Genomic DNA, 17,817 nt, shown 5'->3' with positions numbered 1-17,817 from the left:
AAGCAGTAAAACTGATAACAGTTCTACTGCTAAGTAAAAATTAAGCAACTTTTTCAATAATAATAGATGCATTTGTACCAAGAGCTAATGATAGCCCAAGTCCTGTAACGATTACTTCAACTAATGATGGAGTTGTCGTAATTTGCGTAATTGCTTGAACAACGATAGGTGCTCCAACTGAGATTAAAGTAGCCCCAGTACCTGGTACAGATACCCCATTTACTTGGATTGTAAGCCCCCCTAATACACTTATTGCCGCAGTATATACGATAACAGTGATTTTATAGAATCCAGTTTCAGCAATAACGAAAGTATCAGCATCTAATTGAGAAATTGCTGTACCAAACTGAGATCCAACAGTATTAAATGGTACTGGAGCATTAAGTCCAAGATCTAAAGAAATTCCAGCGGAGTTAAATGCATACAATCCTGCTGGAAGTCCTAGTCCGGATGGTCCAGTCGGTCCAGTAGCCCCAGTCGGCCCCGTAGGTCCAGTAGCTCCAGTGTCACCAGTCGGCCCCGTAGGTCCAGTAGCCCCAGTGTCACCAGTCGGCCCCGTAGGTCCAGTAGCCCCAGTGTCACCAGTCGGCCCCGTAGGTCCAGTAGCCCCAGTGTCACCAGTCGGCCCCGTAGGTCCAGTAGTCCCAGTGTCACCAGTCGGCCCAGTCGGTCCAGTCGGTCCAGTTGGCCCAGTCGGCCCCGTAGGTCCAGTTGGCCCGGTAGGTCCAGTCGGCCCAGTCGGTCCAGTTGGTCCAGTCGGTCCAGTTGGCCCGGTCGGTCCAGTCGGAAGGGTAAACGGTGGTATCGGTGGTAATGTAGGTCCTACAAGATTAGGGTCAAATGCACTAGCTGATAAAGATTCATCGGGATTTAATCCATTTGAATAATTATTATTTGACATAAATTCACCTCCATAAAGCGTTCATTATATAGTAGATGCAAAACCGAAAGAAAATGACACGGACATTTGAATTATTGAAAAGAAATCTTAAACTACTTGAACAATTTAAAAAAATGGAAAGTTTAGTATATGTATAACATATGATTGATTTGGAAGAGGGTGATTATGTTGAACAAGCAAGGAATTACAATTAGTTTATGTATGATTGTTCGAGATGAGGAGGAGACAATAGCCCGTTGTTTAGACACAGTTGAAAAAATTGTGGATGAAATTATAGTGGTTGATACAGGCTCCGTCGATCGAACGAAAGAAATCGTAGAGAAATACACTTCTAACATATATGATTTCCAGTGGATTGATGATTTTGCAGCAGCAAGAAATTTTTCTTTTTCAAAAGCGACGCAAGAGTATATATTGTGGCTAGATGCAGATGACGTATTATTAGAAGATGCTCAAGAAGCATTGAAACTTTTAAAAAGAGAATTAGATCCTAAAATTGATGCTGTTTCGATGCCTTATCATCTTGCGATGGATTCTAACGGGAAACCTTTATATTGTACAAAAAGAAATCGACTTGTAAAGCGTGAAAAACAATTCCAATGGTTTGGAAAGGTTCATGAGTATTTAGCTATTTCTGGTGAGGTTTTTAGTAGTAATGTTGCTATTACACATAAAAAAGAAAAAAAAGTAACAAATCGTAATTTGAAAATTTTTCAAAATACTGTAGCGGCAGGTGAAGAATTAAGTCCGAGAGATTTATTTTATTACGCAAATGAATCTACGGATAACCAAAAATATGATGATGCAGTTCTTCTATATGAAACATTTCTTAATCAAGACGAAGGATGGTATGAAGAGAAAATTTATGCATGTGGTAAGTTAGGAGATTGCTATGCAAAGCTCGGAATGTGGGAGAAGGCAATCGAATCTTGTGTGAAGTCGTTTCGGTATGGCGTCCCTAGAGGAGAGAATTGTACAAGAATAGGATATATATATATGGAACAAGAAAAATATAATGAAGCGATATTTTGGTTTAAACTTGCAACGGAAGTACCAATGGCAACGGAGAGTCCTTTCCATAGTCCCGCTAGCTACACATGGCTACCCTATTTACAAATGTGTATTTGTTATAGCAGGTTAGGGGAGCAGGATAAAGCGTATTATTACAATGAATTAGCAGCTTCTTATGTTCCGAATAATGCTGCAATTGAATATAACCGTAAATATTTTCGGGGAGTTTTTGATAAACCATATAAAGTGTAATAGGTTTCGTTTTTTAGAAATGATGTATCGTTATTCTAACTCTAATAGATTGGTTATATATTAGAGTATCAGTAACGTAACCAATATAAATAAAAGGTTTTATACTACTATTTGTGGGCTAATAATCAGTGGGGGATGAACAAAATCTGCACTTTATAGAATTCATATGAGATTTATATTTCTAATTCAATTTGCATAAGGAGTGTGTGAAATGAGTCGCGAAAAAAGTTCTTTATATGAAGAAAAATCCGAGCATTATTATAATGCAGCGAATCCGAATTTATTAAAGCATATAAAAAAGGAATGGAAAGAAGTTCTTGATATTGGTTGCTCGAGCGGTGCATTGGGAGCAGCTATTAAAGAAAACGGTACACGTGTATCAGGAATTGAGGCATTTCCAGAGGCGGCAGAAAAAGCGAAGGAAAGACTAGATCATGTTATTTTAGGGGATATAGAAAAAATAGATCTTCCTTATGAGGAGGGGCAATTTGATTGCGTCATATTTGGGGATGTATTAGAGCATTTATTTAATCCATGGGCTGTAATAGAAAAAGTAAAGCCATATATAAAGCAAAATGGTGTGATTTTAGCAAGTATACCAAACGTTGCTCATATTTCAGTATTAGCTCCCTTGCTTGCTGGAAATTGGACGTATACAGAATATGGTTTATTAGATAAAACACATATTCGTTTCTTTACATTCAATGAAATGCTAAGAATGTTTTTAAAAGCAGGATATTCAATTAGTAAAGTAGATCGTGTATATGTTGATCATAAAATGTATGAGCCGCTTATTGAGGAGTTATATGGAATTTGTAAAAAATATCGTCTTGGAAGTGGCTTCATGGCTGAGACAGTTGTATTTCAGTATATTATTGAAGCTGAAAAATCACAATTATGAGTACTGCAGACAAAACAATATTATTTGTTACATGTATAAATGATCGGAAATTGTATGCAAACTGCGTTCGACATATATTGCAATTGTTAGTACCGCCAGGGTATATTGTACAATTTATGCCGATTCGAAATGCGAAAAGTATGACGAGTGGATACAATCAAGCCATTTCGCATCCAGCGAAGTATAAAGTGTATTTACATCAAGATGTTTTTATTATAAATAGGGCTTTTTTATACGGATTACTTCAATTATTTGAGGAACATGAACACCTTGGTATGATTGGGATGGTTGGAGCGCAATATGTTCCTCCGACTGGTGTATGGAACGAAGGGCGTGGAATTGTAGGAAAGGTCATTGGTTATATGAATGATTTGTTTTATATGGCAAGTTTAGAACAACCGTATCATGAATCAAAAACATTTATTCCTGTAGAATGTATTGATGGTTTATTAATGGCCACACAATATGATGTTCCGTGGCGAGAAGACTTATTTGACGGATTTGATTTTTATGATGTATCTCAATCATTTGAATTTAGAAAAGCAGGATATACAGTTGGTGTACCTGTACAGCGTGATGCTTGGTGTATCCATTATCATTTTGATGTGAATATGACGAACTATGAAAAGTATCGGAAAATATTTGTGGAACAATATATGTCAGATGTAAATAAGGAAGAATAAAAGGGGGGACAAAAATGAAAGATCATACAATATTAGTCGTTGTCTGTGTAAATAATGAGGAGCTTTTCAAACAATGTGAGAGCCAAATAAGAAACATTTTTGTTCCCCCTGGTTATGTCGTACAAATTTTTCCGATACGAGATGCACAAAGTATGGCGAGTGCATACAACCGAGCCCTTTCATATCCAGCGAAATACAAAGTGTATATACATCAAGATACATATCTTATTAATCGAGACATGTTTTCTACACTTATATCTCTTTTTAAAGAAAATGAAAAGCTTGGTTTAATAGGAGTCGCTGGAGCTCAGTTTTTACCGAATAACGGGATATGGTGGGAAGGAAAAAATTTAGTAGGGAAAGTGATTGAGTATAGAAGACAGAATTATCAATTATTAAATTTAGATCAGGTTTTTTATGGTAATCAACCATTTTTGTCAGTTCAGGCAATTGATGGTTTATTTATGGCAACGCAGTATGATATTCCGTGGCGAGAAGATTTGTTTCAAGGGTTTCACTTTTATGATGTGTCACAGTCTTTAGAGTTTCAAAGGGCTGGTTATTTAATCGGTATCCCAAATCAAGCAAATTTATGGTGTATTCATTACAACGGGGATGAGTTTGATGCGGATACATATGAGAAGTACCGGAAAGTGTTTGTAGAACATTACAAAGATATATTATCTCCATCATAAAGGAGAGATGCAAAGTGAAAGGAATTATTTTAGCAGGTGGTACTGGATCGAGATTATATCCAATAACGAAAGTAACGAATAAACATTTACTTCCTGTTGGTCGATATCCAATGATTTATCATGCGGTATATAAGCTAAAACAATGCGATATTACAGATATTATGATTATTACAGGTAAAGAGCATATGGGGGATGTTGTTAGCTTTTTAGGGAGTGGTCATGAATTTGGAGTGTCCTTTACGTATCGTGTGCAAGATAAAGCGGGCGGGATCGCACAGGCGTTAGGGCTTTGTGAAGATTTCGTCGGGAATGATCGTATGGTAGTTATATTAGGTGATAATATTTTTTCAGATGATATTCTTCCGTATGTTGAAGAGTTTGCAAATCAAAAAGAAGGTGCGAAAGTGCTATTGCAATCTGTAGAAGATCCCGAAAGATTTGGCGTAGCACATATTCAAAACCGAAAAATAGTTGAAATTGAAGAAAAGCCGAAAGAGCCGAAAAGTTCTTATGCGGTTACGGGAATTTATTTGTATGATTCGAAAGTCTTTTCTTATATTAAAGAATTAAAACCTTCTGCACGGGGAGAACTTGAAATTACAGATATAAATAATTGGTATTTAAAACGAGGGGTACTTACTTATAATGAAATGAACGGCTGGTGGACTGATGCGGGAACTCATGCTTCGCTTCAAAAGGCGAATACGTTAGCGCGTGATATTAATTTTGGGAAACAGTTTAACGGAGAATAGGTGAGAATATGAAAGTTGTAGAAACAAATTTTACTGATGCAAAATTGTTAGAACCGAGGTTGTTTGGAGACGAGCGTGGCTTTTTTTCAGAGAGTTATAATAAGCAGGTGCTAGAAACATTAGGGATAACGTATTCATTTGTACAGGATAACGTATCTTATTCGGCTAAGGCAGGAACGATTCGGGGACTACACTTTCAAAAAAAACCGAAAGCACAAACGAAACTCATTCAAGTTATGCAAGGGGCAATTTATGATGTTATCGTTGATTTACGAAAAAAATCACCAACATTTAAACAATGGAAAGGATATATTTTAAGTGGAGATAACCATCGGCAATTACTAGTGCCAAAAGGGTTTGCGCATGGATTTTGCACGCTTGTTCCGCATACTATCGTTATGTATAAAGTAGATGAATATTATAGCGCAGAGCATGACTCAGGATTACTTTGGGAAGATAAAGATTTAGCAATTCCTTGGCCAGTAACCGATCCTATATTGTCCGATAAGGATCAGATATTACCATTATTAGAGGAATATGAAGATAGTTTTTAAGTAGGAGCGTTGTTTATGAATATATTAGTAACAGGTGGGGCTGGATTTATTGGAAGTAATTTCGTTCATTACATGCTACAAAGTTATGAAACATATAAAATTATTAATTACGATGCATTAACATATAGCGGGAATTTAAATAACGTAAAATCTCTTCTGGATCACCCGAATTACTCTTTTGTAAAGGGAGAAATTCAAAATGGAGAGCTATTAGAACACGTTATAAAAGAGCGGGACGTACAAGTGATTGTAAATTTTGCAGCTGAATCACATGTGGACCGTAGTATTGAAAATCCGATTCCTTTTTATGATACAAATGTAATTGGGACGGTCACTTTATTAGAACTAGTTAAAAAATATTCGCATATAAAACTTGTGCAAGTATCAACGGATGAAGTGTATGGCTCTTTAGGAAAAACAGGGAAGTTCACAGAGAAAACGCCGTTAGCTCCAAATAGTCCATATTCTTCAAGTAAGGCGAGCGCGGACATGATAGCTCTATCTTACTATAAAACATATCAATTACCGGTTATAGTAACGCGTTGTTCTAACAATTATGGACCGTACCAGTATCCTGAAAAATTAATTCCATTAATGGTTACGAATGCACTAGAAGGAAAAAAACTACCGTTATATGGTGATGGTTTAAATGTAAGAGATTGGTTACATGTAACGGATCATTGCAGTGCGATTGACGTTGTTTTGCATAAGGGACGTGTCGGAGAAGTATATAATATAGGTGGAAATAATGAAAAAACAAATGTAGAAGTTGTGGAACAAATTATTACTCTTTTAGGAAAAACAAAAAAAGACATTGAATATGTTACAGATCGTTTAGGGCACGATCGTCGTTATGCGATTGATGCAGAGAAAATGAAGAATGAATTTGATTGGGAACCGAAATATACGTTTGAACAAGGATTACAAGAGACGGTGAAATGGTATGAAAAGAATAAGGAATGGTGGAAACCACTAAAAGATTAGTAAGGGGCATGTTAAATGAAAGAGAGGGTTATCATAACAGGAGCAAATGGTCAATTAGGAAAGCAACTATTTGAAGAGTTAGACTCTGAAGAATATGATATATATCCATTTGATAAAAAGTTATTAGATGTGACAAATATATCCCGAATACAACAAGTGGTACAAGAAATAAAACCACATATAATTATTCATTGTGCTGCCTATACGAAAGTAGATCATGCGGAGAAAGAACAGGATCTTGCATATAGAATAAATGCAATCGGAGCTCGAAATGTAGCGGTTGCTTCACAATTAGTAGGGGCGAAGCTAGTTTATATTAGTACTGATTATGTATTTCAAGGCGCCAGACCAGATGGATACGACGAATTTCATAGTCCAGCACCGATAAATATATATGGGGCCTCTAAGTATGCGGGGGAGCAGTTCGTCAAAGAGTTACATAATAAATATTTTATCGTTCGCACATCGTGGCTATATGGTAAATATGGGAATAATTTCGTGAAAACGATGATGCGATTAGGAAAAGAAAGAGATGAAATATCTGTTGTAGCGGATCAAGTTGGCTCTCCTACGTATGTGGCGGATTTGAATATGGTTATTAATAAGCTCATTCATACTTCTTTATACGGTACATACCACGTATCAAACAGAGGCTCATGCTCTTGGTTTGAATTTGCACAAAAGATATTTTCGTACGCCAATATGAAAGTGAATGTATTACCTGTTTCAACGGAAGAATTCGGGGCTGCGGCTGCGAGGCCCAAATATTCTATTTTTCAACATAACATGCTAAGATTAAATGGTTTTTCACAAATGCCGTCTTGGGAAGAAGGATTAGAGCGGTTTTTTATAGAAACCAAAAGTCATTAACAAATTTCTGTTAATGACTTTTTTGTTTGCCTTTAAGCGGTTTTATGGTACTATAATTATAGTATCAGGTACTAATAACAAGTATAAGTATTTCTGGGAGGATATATCATGGAACTATTACAAGGGAAAACATTTGTTGTTATGGGCGTTGCGAACCAAAGAAGTATTGCATGGGGAATAGCTCGCTCTTTGCATAATGCAGGTGCAAAATTAATATTCACATATGCAGGAGAACGTTTAGAAAGAAACGTTCGTGAATTAGCGGACACATTAGAAGGACAAGAATCACTTGTATTACCTTGTGATGTAACGAATGATGAGGAACTTACAGCTTGCTTTGAAACAATTAAACAAGAAGTAGGTACTATTCACGGTGTAGCACATTGTATTGCTTTTGCAAATCGCGATGACTTAAAAGGTGAATTTGTAGATACTTCTCGCGATGGATTTTTACTTGCACAAAATATTAGTGCATTCTCTTTAACAGCTGTAGCAAGAGAAGCAAAAAAAGTAATGACAGAAGGCGGAAATATTTTAACGTTAACATACCTTGGCGGCGAGCGCGTTGTGAAAAATTATAACGTTATGGGTGTTGCGAAAGCTTCATTAGAAGCGAGCGTGAAATATTTAGCGAACGATTTAGGTCAACACGGTATTCGTGTTAACGCTATTTCTGCAGGACCAATTCGTACGTTATCTGCAAAAGGTGTAGGCGATTTCAACTCAATCTTAAGAGAAATTGAGGAGCGCGCACCACTTCGTCGTACAACAACGCAAGAAGAAGTTGGCGATACAGCAGTATTCCTATTCAGTGATTTAGCTCGAGGTGTAACAGGAGAAAACATTCACGTTGATTCAGGGTATCATATCCTAGGATAAATATAATATTAAATTTTAAAGGACAATCTCTAAATGATGAGATTGTCCTTTTTATTTGTTCTGAGAAAGAACGATTTTTAACGAAAGTTCTTATCAGGTGATGAATATAACTATAATAGTACACGATTTATTTAGCTACGTATGGAAGTGGGAGGGACGAGTGTGAAGAATAAAAATAAAAGTTCAACAGTTGGAAAACCGTTGTTATATATCACGCAAGTAAGTTTAGAACTTGCTGCACCGAAAATAAAAAGGATTATCCTGACAAACTTTGAAAATGAAGATCAAAAAGAGAAAAGTAATAGACAAGAAAATATTGTAAGTAGTGCTGTGGAAGAGGTAATAGAACAAGAACAACAAGAAGAGCAGCAAGTGGAAGAAAAAATAGAAGAAAAAGAAGAACACGCAGAACAAGAAGAGCAAGAAGAGCAAGAACCAGAACCAGTAAGAACTGTCCCGTATAATAAATCATTTAAGGATATGAATAATGATGAAAAAATTCATTTTTTACTAAACCGCCCTCATTACATTCCGAAAGTAAGGTGCAGAATAAAAACAGCTACAGTCTCATATGTTGGATCAATCATATCGTATCGAAATGGCATTGTATCTATTATGCCGCAAAATAGTATGAGAGATATTAGGCTGTCTATAGATGATATCCAATCGATTAGTATGGCCGGTTTTTAAATATGTAAAGGTGGTAGAAAGCTTCTACCACCCCAATAGTTTTTTAGTTTACTTTACGATAGAAACGTCGCGTAAGCATTGAATCGCACAGAAACAGCTTAAATCAACAGTAATGCAAGTAGTTGTAGATATTAATCTTGCATTTGGTACAGCTAAAAACGTACAAATTGGATCGTCACCAGGTGGTACCGGAGAACTGTCACCTAAAACTACAGTTAATACACGTAGTACAGCACAGCTATCGTCATCTACACTTTCCACACGGAAAATTGGAGAACGGCAGCTAGTAAGGCTTGATGATGGTGCAAATGCTTCAAAAGGTTCTCCAGTTTTTGTGTATAAAATAAAAGGGCGTGTATTAGCTACTGATGCAGTATTGTGTGCACCTAAGAATGGGATTTCACAACCAGATCCACATGTTGTTGTAGAACAATCTTGTAATTCATTGATGAATTTTACAACGTCAACTACACAATGAGAAGAGCCATGGTGTTTATTTTCGTTACAACTCATTAATGTCACTCCTTATCTTCTTGTTTGTATTTACATTAATAAGATATTGGAGTCGAGGAGATTTGGTCACAATCTCAAGACCTTTTTTTTTAAATAGGCGAAAGAGGATAAGGGAAGGTGGAATCATGCTGTTTACAAGCTGGCTTTTATTTTTTATTTTTGCGTTAGCTGCTTTTAGGCTCACTCGTTTAATTGTTTATGATAAAATTACAGCCTTTTTGCGAAGACCATTTATTGATGAATTAGAGATTACGGAGCCGGATGGAAGTGTATCAACGTTTACAAAAGTGAAAGGTAAAGGATTAAGAAAGTGGATTGGCGAATTGTTAAGCTGTTATTGGTGTACAGGTGTATGGGTTAGTGCTTTTTTATTAGTCTTATATAATTGGATTCCTATCGTTGCAGAACCGTTACTTGCATTATTAGCCATTGCAGGAGCAGCAGCAATCATTGAAACGATTACAGGATATTTTATGGGAGAATAATATATTTTCATAATAAGAGAAAAAGCGGAGTTTAAAAGAATGAGGGAACGGAAATAAAGAGTTGTTCATATAGTAAATAGACAGAATTGACAGTAGAGGAGATGTTTGCTGTGAGCAATAATCCAAGGCAAAATTCATATGACCTGCAGCAGTGGTATCATATACAGCAACAACACCAAGCACAACAACAGGCATATCAAGAACAATTACAACAACAAGGATTTGTGAAGAAAAAGGGATGCAATTGTGGGAAAAAGAAGAACACAATAAAACAATATGAAGAATGAAACACTCATGCTACTGTGAGTGTTTTTTATTATATATAAAAAGCGGTATTTCTGTATTAGAAATACCGCTTTTTACTAGCTAATTTGTGCAACTGTTAATGCTGCAGCACGAATGTCTACAGTTCCAATTAACTGAACTGGCACAATTTGAATTAAGTCACCAGGATTTAAGTTAATAAGAATAACACCGCTGGATACGTCTACTTCACCAGTACCAATAACGTTAGAACGAACTGCTGTACCTGATCCAGGAATAATATTAGCTGGTGTATTTAATGATAAGAAGAAACGACCAGCTTCTGGTGCAACAGGTGAGTTATCAAGACTAATTGTTAATGTATAACTGATTTGATAAATACCAGCTCGTAGAATTCGAATGCCATCTCCGACACTTACTGTATCATTTATTACAGGAACAGTAATATTTGGGTTTGGACTTACGCTAGGTAATAATAGTGGTGTAAATAGTGAAGCAAACTGAGGTGCAGACGCGTTGAAAGCAAAACCAAAGGCAGGTAGTGTACTAGCTGGCTTCGCCTCGCAATCGATTTTAGTAAATTCGCAATCAGAAGAGAACATGTTTTTCACTCCTTTATCTGTTTCTACTTTCAGTTAATGAAAAGGACAGGTTCTATGTTCTAGACAAGTTCCCAATTTTAAGAAATTTACATAAGAATACTCTTTAAGCATGGATTGGGTGGCAGAATTATCTGCCACCCAATCCATGCTTAACTCATTATTTAGTTTTAAATAGAAACATCGCGTAAGCATTGAATAGCGCAGAAGCAACTTAAATCAACAGTAATGCAAGTGGAGGTTGATATTAGTCTTGCATTTGGTACAGCTAAAAACGTACAGATTGGGTCGTCACCAGGTGGTACAGCGGTACCATCACCTAAAACTACAGTTAATACACGCAATACAGCACAGTCATCATCATCTATACTTTCTACGCGGAAAATGGGAGAACGGCAGCTAGTAAGGCTTGAAGATGGTGCAAATGCTTCAAAAGGTTCTCCAGTTTTTGTGTATAAAATAAAAGGACGTGTATTCGCTACTGATGCATTGTTATGTGCACCTAAAAATGGAACTTCGCAACCAGATCCACATGTTGTCGTTGCACATTCTTGTAGTTCATGTATAAAACGAACAACATTCGATACACAGTTGAAATCACACTCATGTTGATGATCTTCATTACAATTGCAGCTCATTATGTTCACTCCTTCTCGTGAGTTCTGACATACACTATTACAATATGAGTGGAATATGGCTGATATTACGTTAATTCTCACGATAAAAACAAGGAATTTATATAGGAGGGATGTACATAACGTGATATAAAAAAAGACATCCTTATTTAGTGGATGTCTTTTCAGGTAAATCTTTTCGCACAGTATATAAAAAACGAGATATATCTAATTTCTTTCCTCTGAAAAATTGCGGAGAAGAAATATAAAGTTCTTCTTTCGCACGTGTAATGGCGACATACAGTAATCGGCGTTCTTCTTCTAACGCTTCAGAAGTTTCCGTAACACGATCATTTGCATCTTTTAAAGAAGAAGTATGAGGCAGGATTCCATCACTTGCTCCAAGTAAAAAGACACATGGAAATTCAAGGCCTTTTGCGTTATGGATTGACATAAGTGAAACGGCATCTTTTTGCGGCATTGTTTTTAATGCTTCCATTTCTTTTTGACCTTGAATCGCCTCGTCGATAAATTGTAAATAAGCTGGAATATCGGTGAAACGAGTTGCAGACTCCATTAATTCTTCCAACATTTCTTCTTGTATGTCTTTATGCATCGTAAAGGAAGAACGATCGTTACTTTGTAAGTACTCTAAATATTTTCCTTTACCATGAATGATTTCTTTTAATGCTTTTTTCGGTTCTAATTCTTTAATAAACTTAATAAAATCGATGCGCTCATTTACCTTTTTCACTTGAAAAGGTTTTAAGCTTGGATTTAATAGTAAGAAATGAAGAAGAGAAGGGAAGCGTCCCTCACCATATTTCCATTGTTCACGTTCAATAAATGAAATACAATCATCACGTCCGATATACATCGTCGGCAATATGTTTGAAAGTGATTCTAGTCGAAACGGCTCAATCACGAGTCTTAAATGATCTAATACAGGCTTGATTAAAGAATGTTCATAAAATGATTGGCTCGCCCCGTGTTTAATAAACGGGATTTTATGAATGGTAAGCTGATCAAGTAACGAACGACTTACAGAATGTGTGCGATACAGTAAACAAAAATCTTTAAAGTTACGTTCACCACTCTCTACTTTTTCTTGAATAAGCTGCAAAATTTGATTTGCTTCGTCAAGAGTCGTAGCAGGTCTTGCATAAAAAGGTTGTACACCTTCCTCACGAACAGAGTATAGCTCTTTATCAAAACGTTCTTGATTTAATTTTATAACTTCATTTCCAAGCCCGACGATAAAGGGATTGGATCGATAATTCGTATTTAGTGCAATGATTGTTGTGTTATCAAATTCTTTGGGAAAAGATAAAATAATTTGGTGACTTGCTCCTCGCCAGCCGTATATCGCCTGGTCGTCATCACCTGCGATAAATAAATTATTTCTTGGCGTGGCTAACAATTTTACGATTTCATATTGTGCATACGATGTATCTTGAAACTCATCTACTTCAATGTAGTGAAACCGTTGTTGTAATTGAGTTAGTAAAGGAGCATTATTTTCTAACATATAATATGTTTCCAATAAGATGTCATCGAAATCAATATAATTGTATCTTTGTTTTACCTCTTCAAAACGTTCGTATACTTCTTTAAATTCTTGTTCGACTGGTGTTTTCGCTTTTACATCTTTCGGACGATTTAATTTGTTTTTCTCAAGTGAAATCATCGCGAGCATCGTTTCCGCATCATAATCGTCTTTTAAACGCAATTCTTTTAAGATTTTCTTTATCATAATTTGTTTATGTTTTTCATTTGCTAAAATTTGCTGATTATACCCTTGGCTACGAAGCAATTTTAAGAAAACAGAGTGGAATGTACCAGCAACTACGTAGCTACTTGCTGCATGATTCATGCCTGGTAACTTCGCAACACGACTTCGTATTTCTTCAGCTGCTTTTTGTGTAAATGTAAGTAATAAAATATTTCGTGGATGAACTTGTTTTACATTTACTAAATAACCAACGCGAGTTGTTAAAACAGATGTTTTCCCGCTTCCGGCACCAGCTAGTGTAAGAACAGGACCTTCTGTTGTGCGCACGGCTTCTAATTGTTTTTCGTTTAAAAAAACATTTTGTTGTTCAAGAGCGCGGAAATAAGCCGCATCTACATCTTCTTCCATAATTAAATGGGTAGATGTTTTCGGAATATGATATGTCGCACGCGGAATATCAGCGTGTGTTAACGATTTTTGTGAAAATTTTTCTTGTGTCATATGTTCACCTTCAAAACTATAGCATCAACATTTAACTTTAGCGGAAGAAAAAGAAAATAGCAATGTAAAAAAACAGGAGGGGTCACCTCCTGCTTTCAAATTACAATTCTTTTATCATTACGACGTGCGGGATATTTGCTTCCATAAATACATCAGAACTTGTTACATATCCAAGTTTTTTATAGAAATCTTCAGCATGTGTTTGAGCGTGAAGTTTCAATTTTGGTAGCGAATTTTCTTTTGCATACGCTTCAAGCGAATCCATAACAATTTTTCCAATCCCTTTTTTGCGATGGGAATTTAGCACGCAAATGCGTTCCATTTTTCCTATACCATCAAGGATGCGAAAACGTCCAGCACCAACTGGAACATCATTGTCATATATAACAACGTGTGTTGAAGTTTCTTCAAACTCATCGTACTCTTCTTCAGCAGAGACACGTTGTTCATTTACAAACACTTGTTTACGTACAGAGAATGCATCTCTTAGTTGTTCGTCCGTTTGTACAATCTGTGCGTGCAAATTAGTTGTTCCCCTTTCCAAGACGGAATGTTTCGTGTACAGTCCATGTTCCATTTTCTAATTGATATAGAAGATGGAAACGATCAATTGGTTGTTCATAATAGAAATCTTTCATACGTAGTCGGCCCAATACATCAGCATGCTCTGCGTCTGATAAGCCTTGTCCGATTGTTAAATGAGGTACGAAAGCATATTCGCGTTCTTGCGTGAATAACCCGCCATGCATTTCTTCATTTAAGAAAGTAAGTTCAGGTGTTTTTTCTACTTTAAAGTAAAGGACGTTATTAACAGGTGCGAATGAACCAACTTTCCCAACATGAAGGGTGAAAGGGTTCGTTTTACTTGCGATTGTATGTAACTCGTTTACAATCGACTCTAATTGTTCATCTTGCGCCTCAAAGGGTGTTTTCAATGTAATATGTGGCGGAACTAATGCGTAGTGCGGGTCATAACGTTTACGCAATCCGTTCGCTTTATCTTGAATCATTTTAGATGGAAAAATTACAATGCCTAATTTCATGTTCCAATTCCTCCCTTTGTAAGTCTAGTTAGATTTTGAGATAAATAAATCTCTTTATCTATTATATCAAATTATTCTGAATACTGCTCTCTATTATTTCATTGATAGAATATGAGAGAAGGCTTTCGGTAAATCAGTCTGCCAATATTTCCAAGTATGATTGCCTTCAAATTCCTCGTAATGCGTGATGAAGTTTCTATCTGTAAGAAGCGTATTTAACTCACGGTTCGGCCCTACGAAATCAGATACTTGTCCATCAGTACGCTTTACAGCCGTTTCTTCTGTACCGATGACGTGATACAGTTCTAACGCCTGTGGATCTTTGAATTCTTTTGCTAAGTTCATCACTGTCTCATCCACAAATGGTGATTGCATAACGACTTTACCGAATGTATGCGGATACATAAGTGCAGTCATAAAGGAAACTGTTCCGCCAAGAGAATCACCAATTAAAACACGACCTTTTCCCATTTGGTACGTTGGATAATTTTCATCAATATATGGTGCAAGTTCATGAGCAAGGAAACGAATATATGCAACATTTTTTATTTCATTTGGGAAATATTTTTCTTTACGATCATGTACATTTTTATATGGAATACCGACAATAATTGTACGGTCAATTTCTTCGGTTTCACGAAGGCGCTCAATTACACGGTGCGCTTTACCAAGCTGAAAATAATCTCTACCATCTTGTGCAATTACAACTGTATGTTTGTGCAGTGGTGTGTAATTTACTGGTAAATAAACGAGAAGTGTAACATCTTCTTGAAGTGATGCGCTATAAAATGAAATTTCTTCAATTCTCCCTATTGTTTGACTCATGTAGATCCCCCTAAATAAAAATTTACTGTAACGATTGTAAGAGCGACGCTTGTAGTGAAAAGGAAAGAAATATTCACTAATTGGTGCCTTAATTTCTATTTTACCATAATGGTACGAAGAATCTAAAAAATTAGTATTTAAGTTACGAAAGAAAACGGATATAATGAAGTGGGATTTTTGACAGGTGAGAGGGGAGACAGGATTTGAAACAAGAAAAATCAATCGCACTACCATTGGCTATTTCTATAATTGCCATTTCCTTTGCAGCAGTTTTTGTAAAGATGTCCTCAGCACCATCTTCAATATTAAGTATGTACCGCTTATGGATTATCGTACTTATTATGCTGCCTATCGTATGGAAAAAAAGAGAGGAATTTAATAGGATTCAAATGAAAGATTGGGGCTTTTTAATTGGATCTGGTTTCTTTTTAGCACTTCATTTTCTTTTATGGTTTGAATCTTTAAAGCATACAACAGTTGCTAGTTCAACAATTATTTTGGCACTTCAACCAATCGTATCTTTAGTTGGAGGTTTTTTTCTATTTAAAGAAAGAACAACATATTCAGCCATTGCAACGATGGGAATTGCTATTTTAGGAGTAATGTGCATTGGTTGGGGAGATTTAGGTTTAAGTAAGCAAGCAATTTATGGTGACATATTATCCTTTCTAAGTGTAATAGCGGTTGTCGGTTATTTATTTATCGGGCAAACGACAGTGAAGAAAGTATCGCACTGGATTTATAGCTTTACAGTCTTTGCGTTCGCAGGTCTTTTTATGGGGATTTATAATGTCATATTACAAGTACCCTTTACAGGTTATACGAAGTGGGATTGGACTGTTTTTCTTTTACTTGCGGTTGTGCCGACAGTGTCACATGTAATTAATAACTGGCTATTAAATTATGTAAATGCAACGACAATTTCAATGAGTATTTTAGGAGAACCTGTTGGAGCATCTATACTTGCGTTCTTCTTACTTGGAGAAAAATTAAATGCAATGCAAATTATCGGTAGCATGCTCGTATTGTTTGGTGTATCGGTTTTCTTACTACAGCAACAAAAGCGAACAGCAAAAAATGTCGTAAACGAGCCGGTGTATACACAGGAATTATAGTGTTAGGGGAGAAAAGAGAAGTTGTGATACTTCTCTTTTTGTTTTATAGGAATATGGGCATAGAAGGGGGATGGAAATCGAATTTCCATCAAAAAAGATACATGGTTATATCCAATTTTTGTAGGGAGAGAATATTTTCTTTTGCTTTTTACAATTCCATTAGCAATGTTGTTTAGTTGGAGTTGATTTTTGGCAAAATATATTGCCGGGAAAGAAACAATTACGATTAGATCGGGTCTCATTACAAAACGTATATTTATACGAGATATAAAACAAATTTCAAATACGAAAAATCCAATAGCAACTCATGCATTATCATTTGACTGACTTGAAATTGTTTACGATACACATAAAAACAGAAATTATTTCTCCAAGAAATAAAGAACAATTTATTAACTTTGTAAAAAGTAAAAACTCAAATATTGAAACAAAGTAAAAGAGTGGCTACGAAGCCACTCTTTTACTTTGGGTTTGTCATATAAGGTTGTACGTGAATGACACATAGGTCACGGAATTTGCCTTCAGCAGTTGTGACAATTACGACTGCTTTACCTGCACTTTTTCCAGTAATCGTCACGGTGTCACCTTTTGGATATATGGTGATGATATCAGAATTCATATTTGACCAAATAAGCTCTTTATTCGTTGCTTGTATTGGCAAAATGGAAGCTGCTAACACAATGTTTTGTCCCGTTTTTATTTTTAATTTATGTTTTTCCATATGAACACCGATGACTGAAATAACAGAAGGAGCAATTGAAATTTTAGGCGGGTTAGGTTGCATGTTTAAACAAGATGCAGAAGTATTTGTGATAGGTGAAAATTTTCGTGTTTGTTGTTGCTGGAAAGCTGCTAACATGTTGGAGTCCCCTTTCTGTATAAGTGCTGATATTCATACTATAAAGGAGTAGTGTTATGTTAAATTTAACGAAACATAAAGAATTTGTTAAATTT

Annotated in this window: 22 protein-coding genes and 1 pseudogene; 14 read left to right on the top strand and 9 right to left on the bottom strand. The window is 36.0% G+C overall.

The features are described 5' to 3' along the window. Nucleotides 1–40: 40 nt before the first annotated feature. The gene (locus tag HMAS_RS18065) at nt 41–901 is read right to left on the bottom strand and encodes a BclA C-terminal domain-containing protein (RefSeq protein WP_116344948.1); all 861 of its coding nucleotides are present in this window, start codon (nt 899–901) and stop codon (nt 41–43) included. 165 nt (nt 902–1,066) lie between these two features. Here HMAS_RS18065 and HMAS_RS18060 point away from each other — a divergent pair, with 165 nt between their 5' ends. The 10 genes from HMAS_RS18060 to HMAS_RS18015 all read left to right on the top strand — a co-directional run bounded on the left by HMAS_RS18060 (nt 1,067) and on the right by HMAS_RS18015 (nt 9,172). After that, nucleotides 1,067–2,164, top strand: a complete 1,098-nt coding sequence (locus HMAS_RS18060) for a glycosyltransferase (protein ID WP_000932908.1) — start codon at nt 1,067–1,069, stop codon at nt 2,162–2,164. A 211-nt stretch (nt 2,165–2,375) separates the two neighbouring features. Next, nucleotides 2,376–3,065, top strand: coding sequence for a class I SAM-dependent methyltransferase (locus HMAS_RS18055; RefSeq protein WP_000085805.1), 690 nt, complete (start codon nt 2,376–2,378; stop codon nt 3,063–3,065). Next, nucleotides 3,062–3,748 (top strand): glycosyltransferase family protein, encoded by a 687-nt coding sequence (locus HMAS_RS18050; RefSeq protein ID WP_025709871.1) that lies wholly within the window; start codon nt 3,062–3,064, stop codon nt 3,746–3,748. The genes HMAS_RS18055 and HMAS_RS18050 overlap by 4 nt, the downstream gene beginning before the upstream one ends. 14 nt (nt 3,749–3,762) lie before the next feature. Further along, nucleotides 3,763–4,443, top strand: a complete 681-nt coding sequence (locus HMAS_RS18045) for a glycosyltransferase family protein (protein ID WP_000651524.1) — start codon at nt 3,763–3,765, stop codon at nt 4,441–4,443. Nucleotides 4,444–4,457: 14 nt separating this feature from the next. Beyond that, nucleotides 4,458–5,195 carry a sugar phosphate nucleotidyltransferase gene (locus HMAS_RS18040; protein WP_000676157.1) on the top strand — a complete coding sequence of 246 codons (738 nt, stop codon included), beginning with the start codon at nt 4,458–4,460 and terminating at the stop codon, nt 5,193–5,195. Nucleotides 5,196–5,203: 8 nt separating this feature from the next. Continuing rightward, nucleotides 5,204–5,749 carry a dTDP-4-dehydrorhamnose 3,5-epimerase gene (gene rfbC / locus HMAS_RS18035; RefSeq protein WP_000869418.1) on the top strand — a complete coding sequence of 182 codons (546 nt, stop codon included), beginning with the start codon at nt 5,204–5,206 and terminating at the stop codon, nt 5,747–5,749. Between the two features lie 15 nt (nt 5,750–5,764). After that, a complete protein-coding gene (gene rfbB / locus HMAS_RS18030; protein ID WP_001024160.1) occupies nt 5,765–6,733 on the top strand; it encodes a dTDP-glucose 4,6-dehydratase in 969 nt (322 codons plus the stop codon). A gap of 15 nt (nt 6,734–6,748) precedes the next feature. Next, nucleotides 6,749–7,603, top strand: coding sequence for a dTDP-4-dehydrorhamnose reductase (gene rfbD, locus HMAS_RS18025; RefSeq protein ID WP_000664653.1), 855 nt, complete (start codon nt 6,749–6,751; stop codon nt 7,601–7,603). A 108-nt stretch (nt 7,604–7,711) separates the two neighbouring features. After that, nucleotides 7,712–8,482 carry an enoyl-ACP reductase FabI gene (gene fabI, locus HMAS_RS18020; RefSeq protein WP_000421886.1) on the top strand — a complete coding sequence of 257 codons (771 nt, stop codon included), beginning with the start codon at nt 7,712–7,714 and terminating at the stop codon, nt 8,480–8,482. 141 nt (nt 8,483–8,623) lie between these two features. After that, nucleotides 8,624–9,172: a spore coat CotO family protein gene (locus HMAS_RS18015; protein WP_002023550.1), complete on the top strand. Its 549-nt coding sequence runs from the start codon at nt 8,624–8,626 to the stop codon at nt 9,170–9,172. 48 nt (nt 9,173–9,220) lie between these two features. Here HMAS_RS18015 and exsY read toward each other — a convergent pair whose 3' ends face one another. Continuing rightward, nucleotides 9,221–9,685, bottom strand: a complete 465-nt coding sequence (gene exsY / locus HMAS_RS18010) for an exosporium assembly protein ExsY (RefSeq protein ID WP_001277744.1) — start codon at nt 9,683–9,685, stop codon at nt 9,221–9,223. Nucleotides 9,686–9,810: 125 nt separating this feature from the next. Here exsY and HMAS_RS18005 point away from each other — a divergent pair, with 125 nt between their 5' ends. Beyond that, nucleotides 9,811–10,170, top strand: coding sequence for a DUF1360 domain-containing protein (locus tag HMAS_RS18005; protein WP_000899662.1), 360 nt, complete (start codon nt 9,811–9,813; stop codon nt 10,168–10,170). Nucleotides 10,171–10,271: 101 nt separating this feature from the next. Then, the gene (locus tag HMAS_RS18000) at nt 10,272–10,457 is read left to right on the top strand and encodes a hypothetical protein (RefSeq protein WP_029948404.1); all 186 of its coding nucleotides are present in this window, start codon (nt 10,272–10,274) and stop codon (nt 10,455–10,457) included. Between the two features lie 75 nt (nt 10,458–10,532). On the opposite strand, the gene exsF is transcribed toward HMAS_RS18000, so the two are convergent. The 6 genes from exsF to HMAS_RS17970 form a co-directional block, all read right to left on the bottom strand. Further along, nucleotides 10,533–11,036 carry an exosporium protein ExsF gene (gene exsF / locus HMAS_RS17995; RefSeq protein WP_000492939.1) on the bottom strand — a complete coding sequence of 168 codons (504 nt, stop codon included), beginning with the start codon at nt 11,034–11,036 and terminating at the stop codon, nt 10,533–10,535. A 167-nt stretch (nt 11,037–11,203) separates the two neighbouring features. After that, nucleotides 11,204–11,671, bottom strand: a complete 468-nt coding sequence (cotY, locus tag HMAS_RS17990; protein WP_001277719.1) for a spore coat protein CotY — start codon at nt 11,669–11,671, stop codon at nt 11,204–11,206. Between the two features lie 142 nt (nt 11,672–11,813). Beyond that, nucleotides 11,814–13,880 (bottom strand): ATP-dependent helicase, encoded by a 2,067-nt coding sequence (locus HMAS_RS17985; protein ID WP_000191204.1) that lies wholly within the window; start codon nt 13,878–13,880, stop codon nt 11,814–11,816. A gap of 100 nt (nt 13,881–13,980) precedes the next feature. Next, a complete protein-coding gene (locus HMAS_RS17980) occupies nt 13,981–14,403 on the bottom strand; it encodes a GNAT family N-acetyltransferase (protein WP_000543295.1) in 423 nt (140 codons plus the stop codon). Between the two features lies 1 nt (nt 14,404). Then, entirely contained in the window at nt 14,405–14,923 is a 519-nt protein-coding gene (locus HMAS_RS17975) for a YjcG family protein (RefSeq protein ID WP_000765862.1), read from the bottom strand. 93 nt (nt 14,924–15,016) lie between these two features. After that, nucleotides 15,017–15,748 (bottom strand): alpha/beta hydrolase, encoded by a 732-nt coding sequence (locus tag HMAS_RS17970; RefSeq protein ID WP_025709872.1) that lies wholly within the window; start codon nt 15,746–15,748, stop codon nt 15,017–15,019. A gap of 203 nt (nt 15,749–15,951) precedes the next feature. Between HMAS_RS17970 and HMAS_RS17965 the strand changes: the two genes are divergently transcribed. Beyond that, a complete protein-coding gene (locus HMAS_RS17965) occupies nt 15,952–16,863 on the top strand; it encodes a DMT family transporter (protein WP_000806939.1) in 912 nt (303 codons plus the stop codon). A gap of 76 nt (nt 16,864–16,939) precedes the next feature. Next, nucleotides 16,940–17,299: pseudogene (locus tag HMAS_RS28125) on the top strand (PH domain-containing protein). A 24-nt stretch (nt 17,300–17,323) separates the two neighbouring features. Here the strand turns inward: HMAS_RS28125 and HMAS_RS17950 are convergent. After that, nucleotides 17,324–17,722 (bottom strand): Ig-like domain-containing protein, encoded by a 399-nt coding sequence (locus tag HMAS_RS17950; RefSeq protein WP_000878730.1) that lies wholly within the window; start codon nt 17,720–17,722, stop codon nt 17,324–17,326. Between the last annotated feature and the right edge of the window lie 95 nt (nt 17,723–17,817).

Source organism: Bacillus sp. HMA207, assembly GCF_003402455.1.
GTDB classification, from domain to species: domain Bacteria; phylum Bacillota; class Bacilli; order Bacillales; family Bacillaceae_G; genus Bacillus_A; species Bacillus_A cereus.
This window is presented reverse-complemented; position numbering and strand designations above follow the sequence as displayed.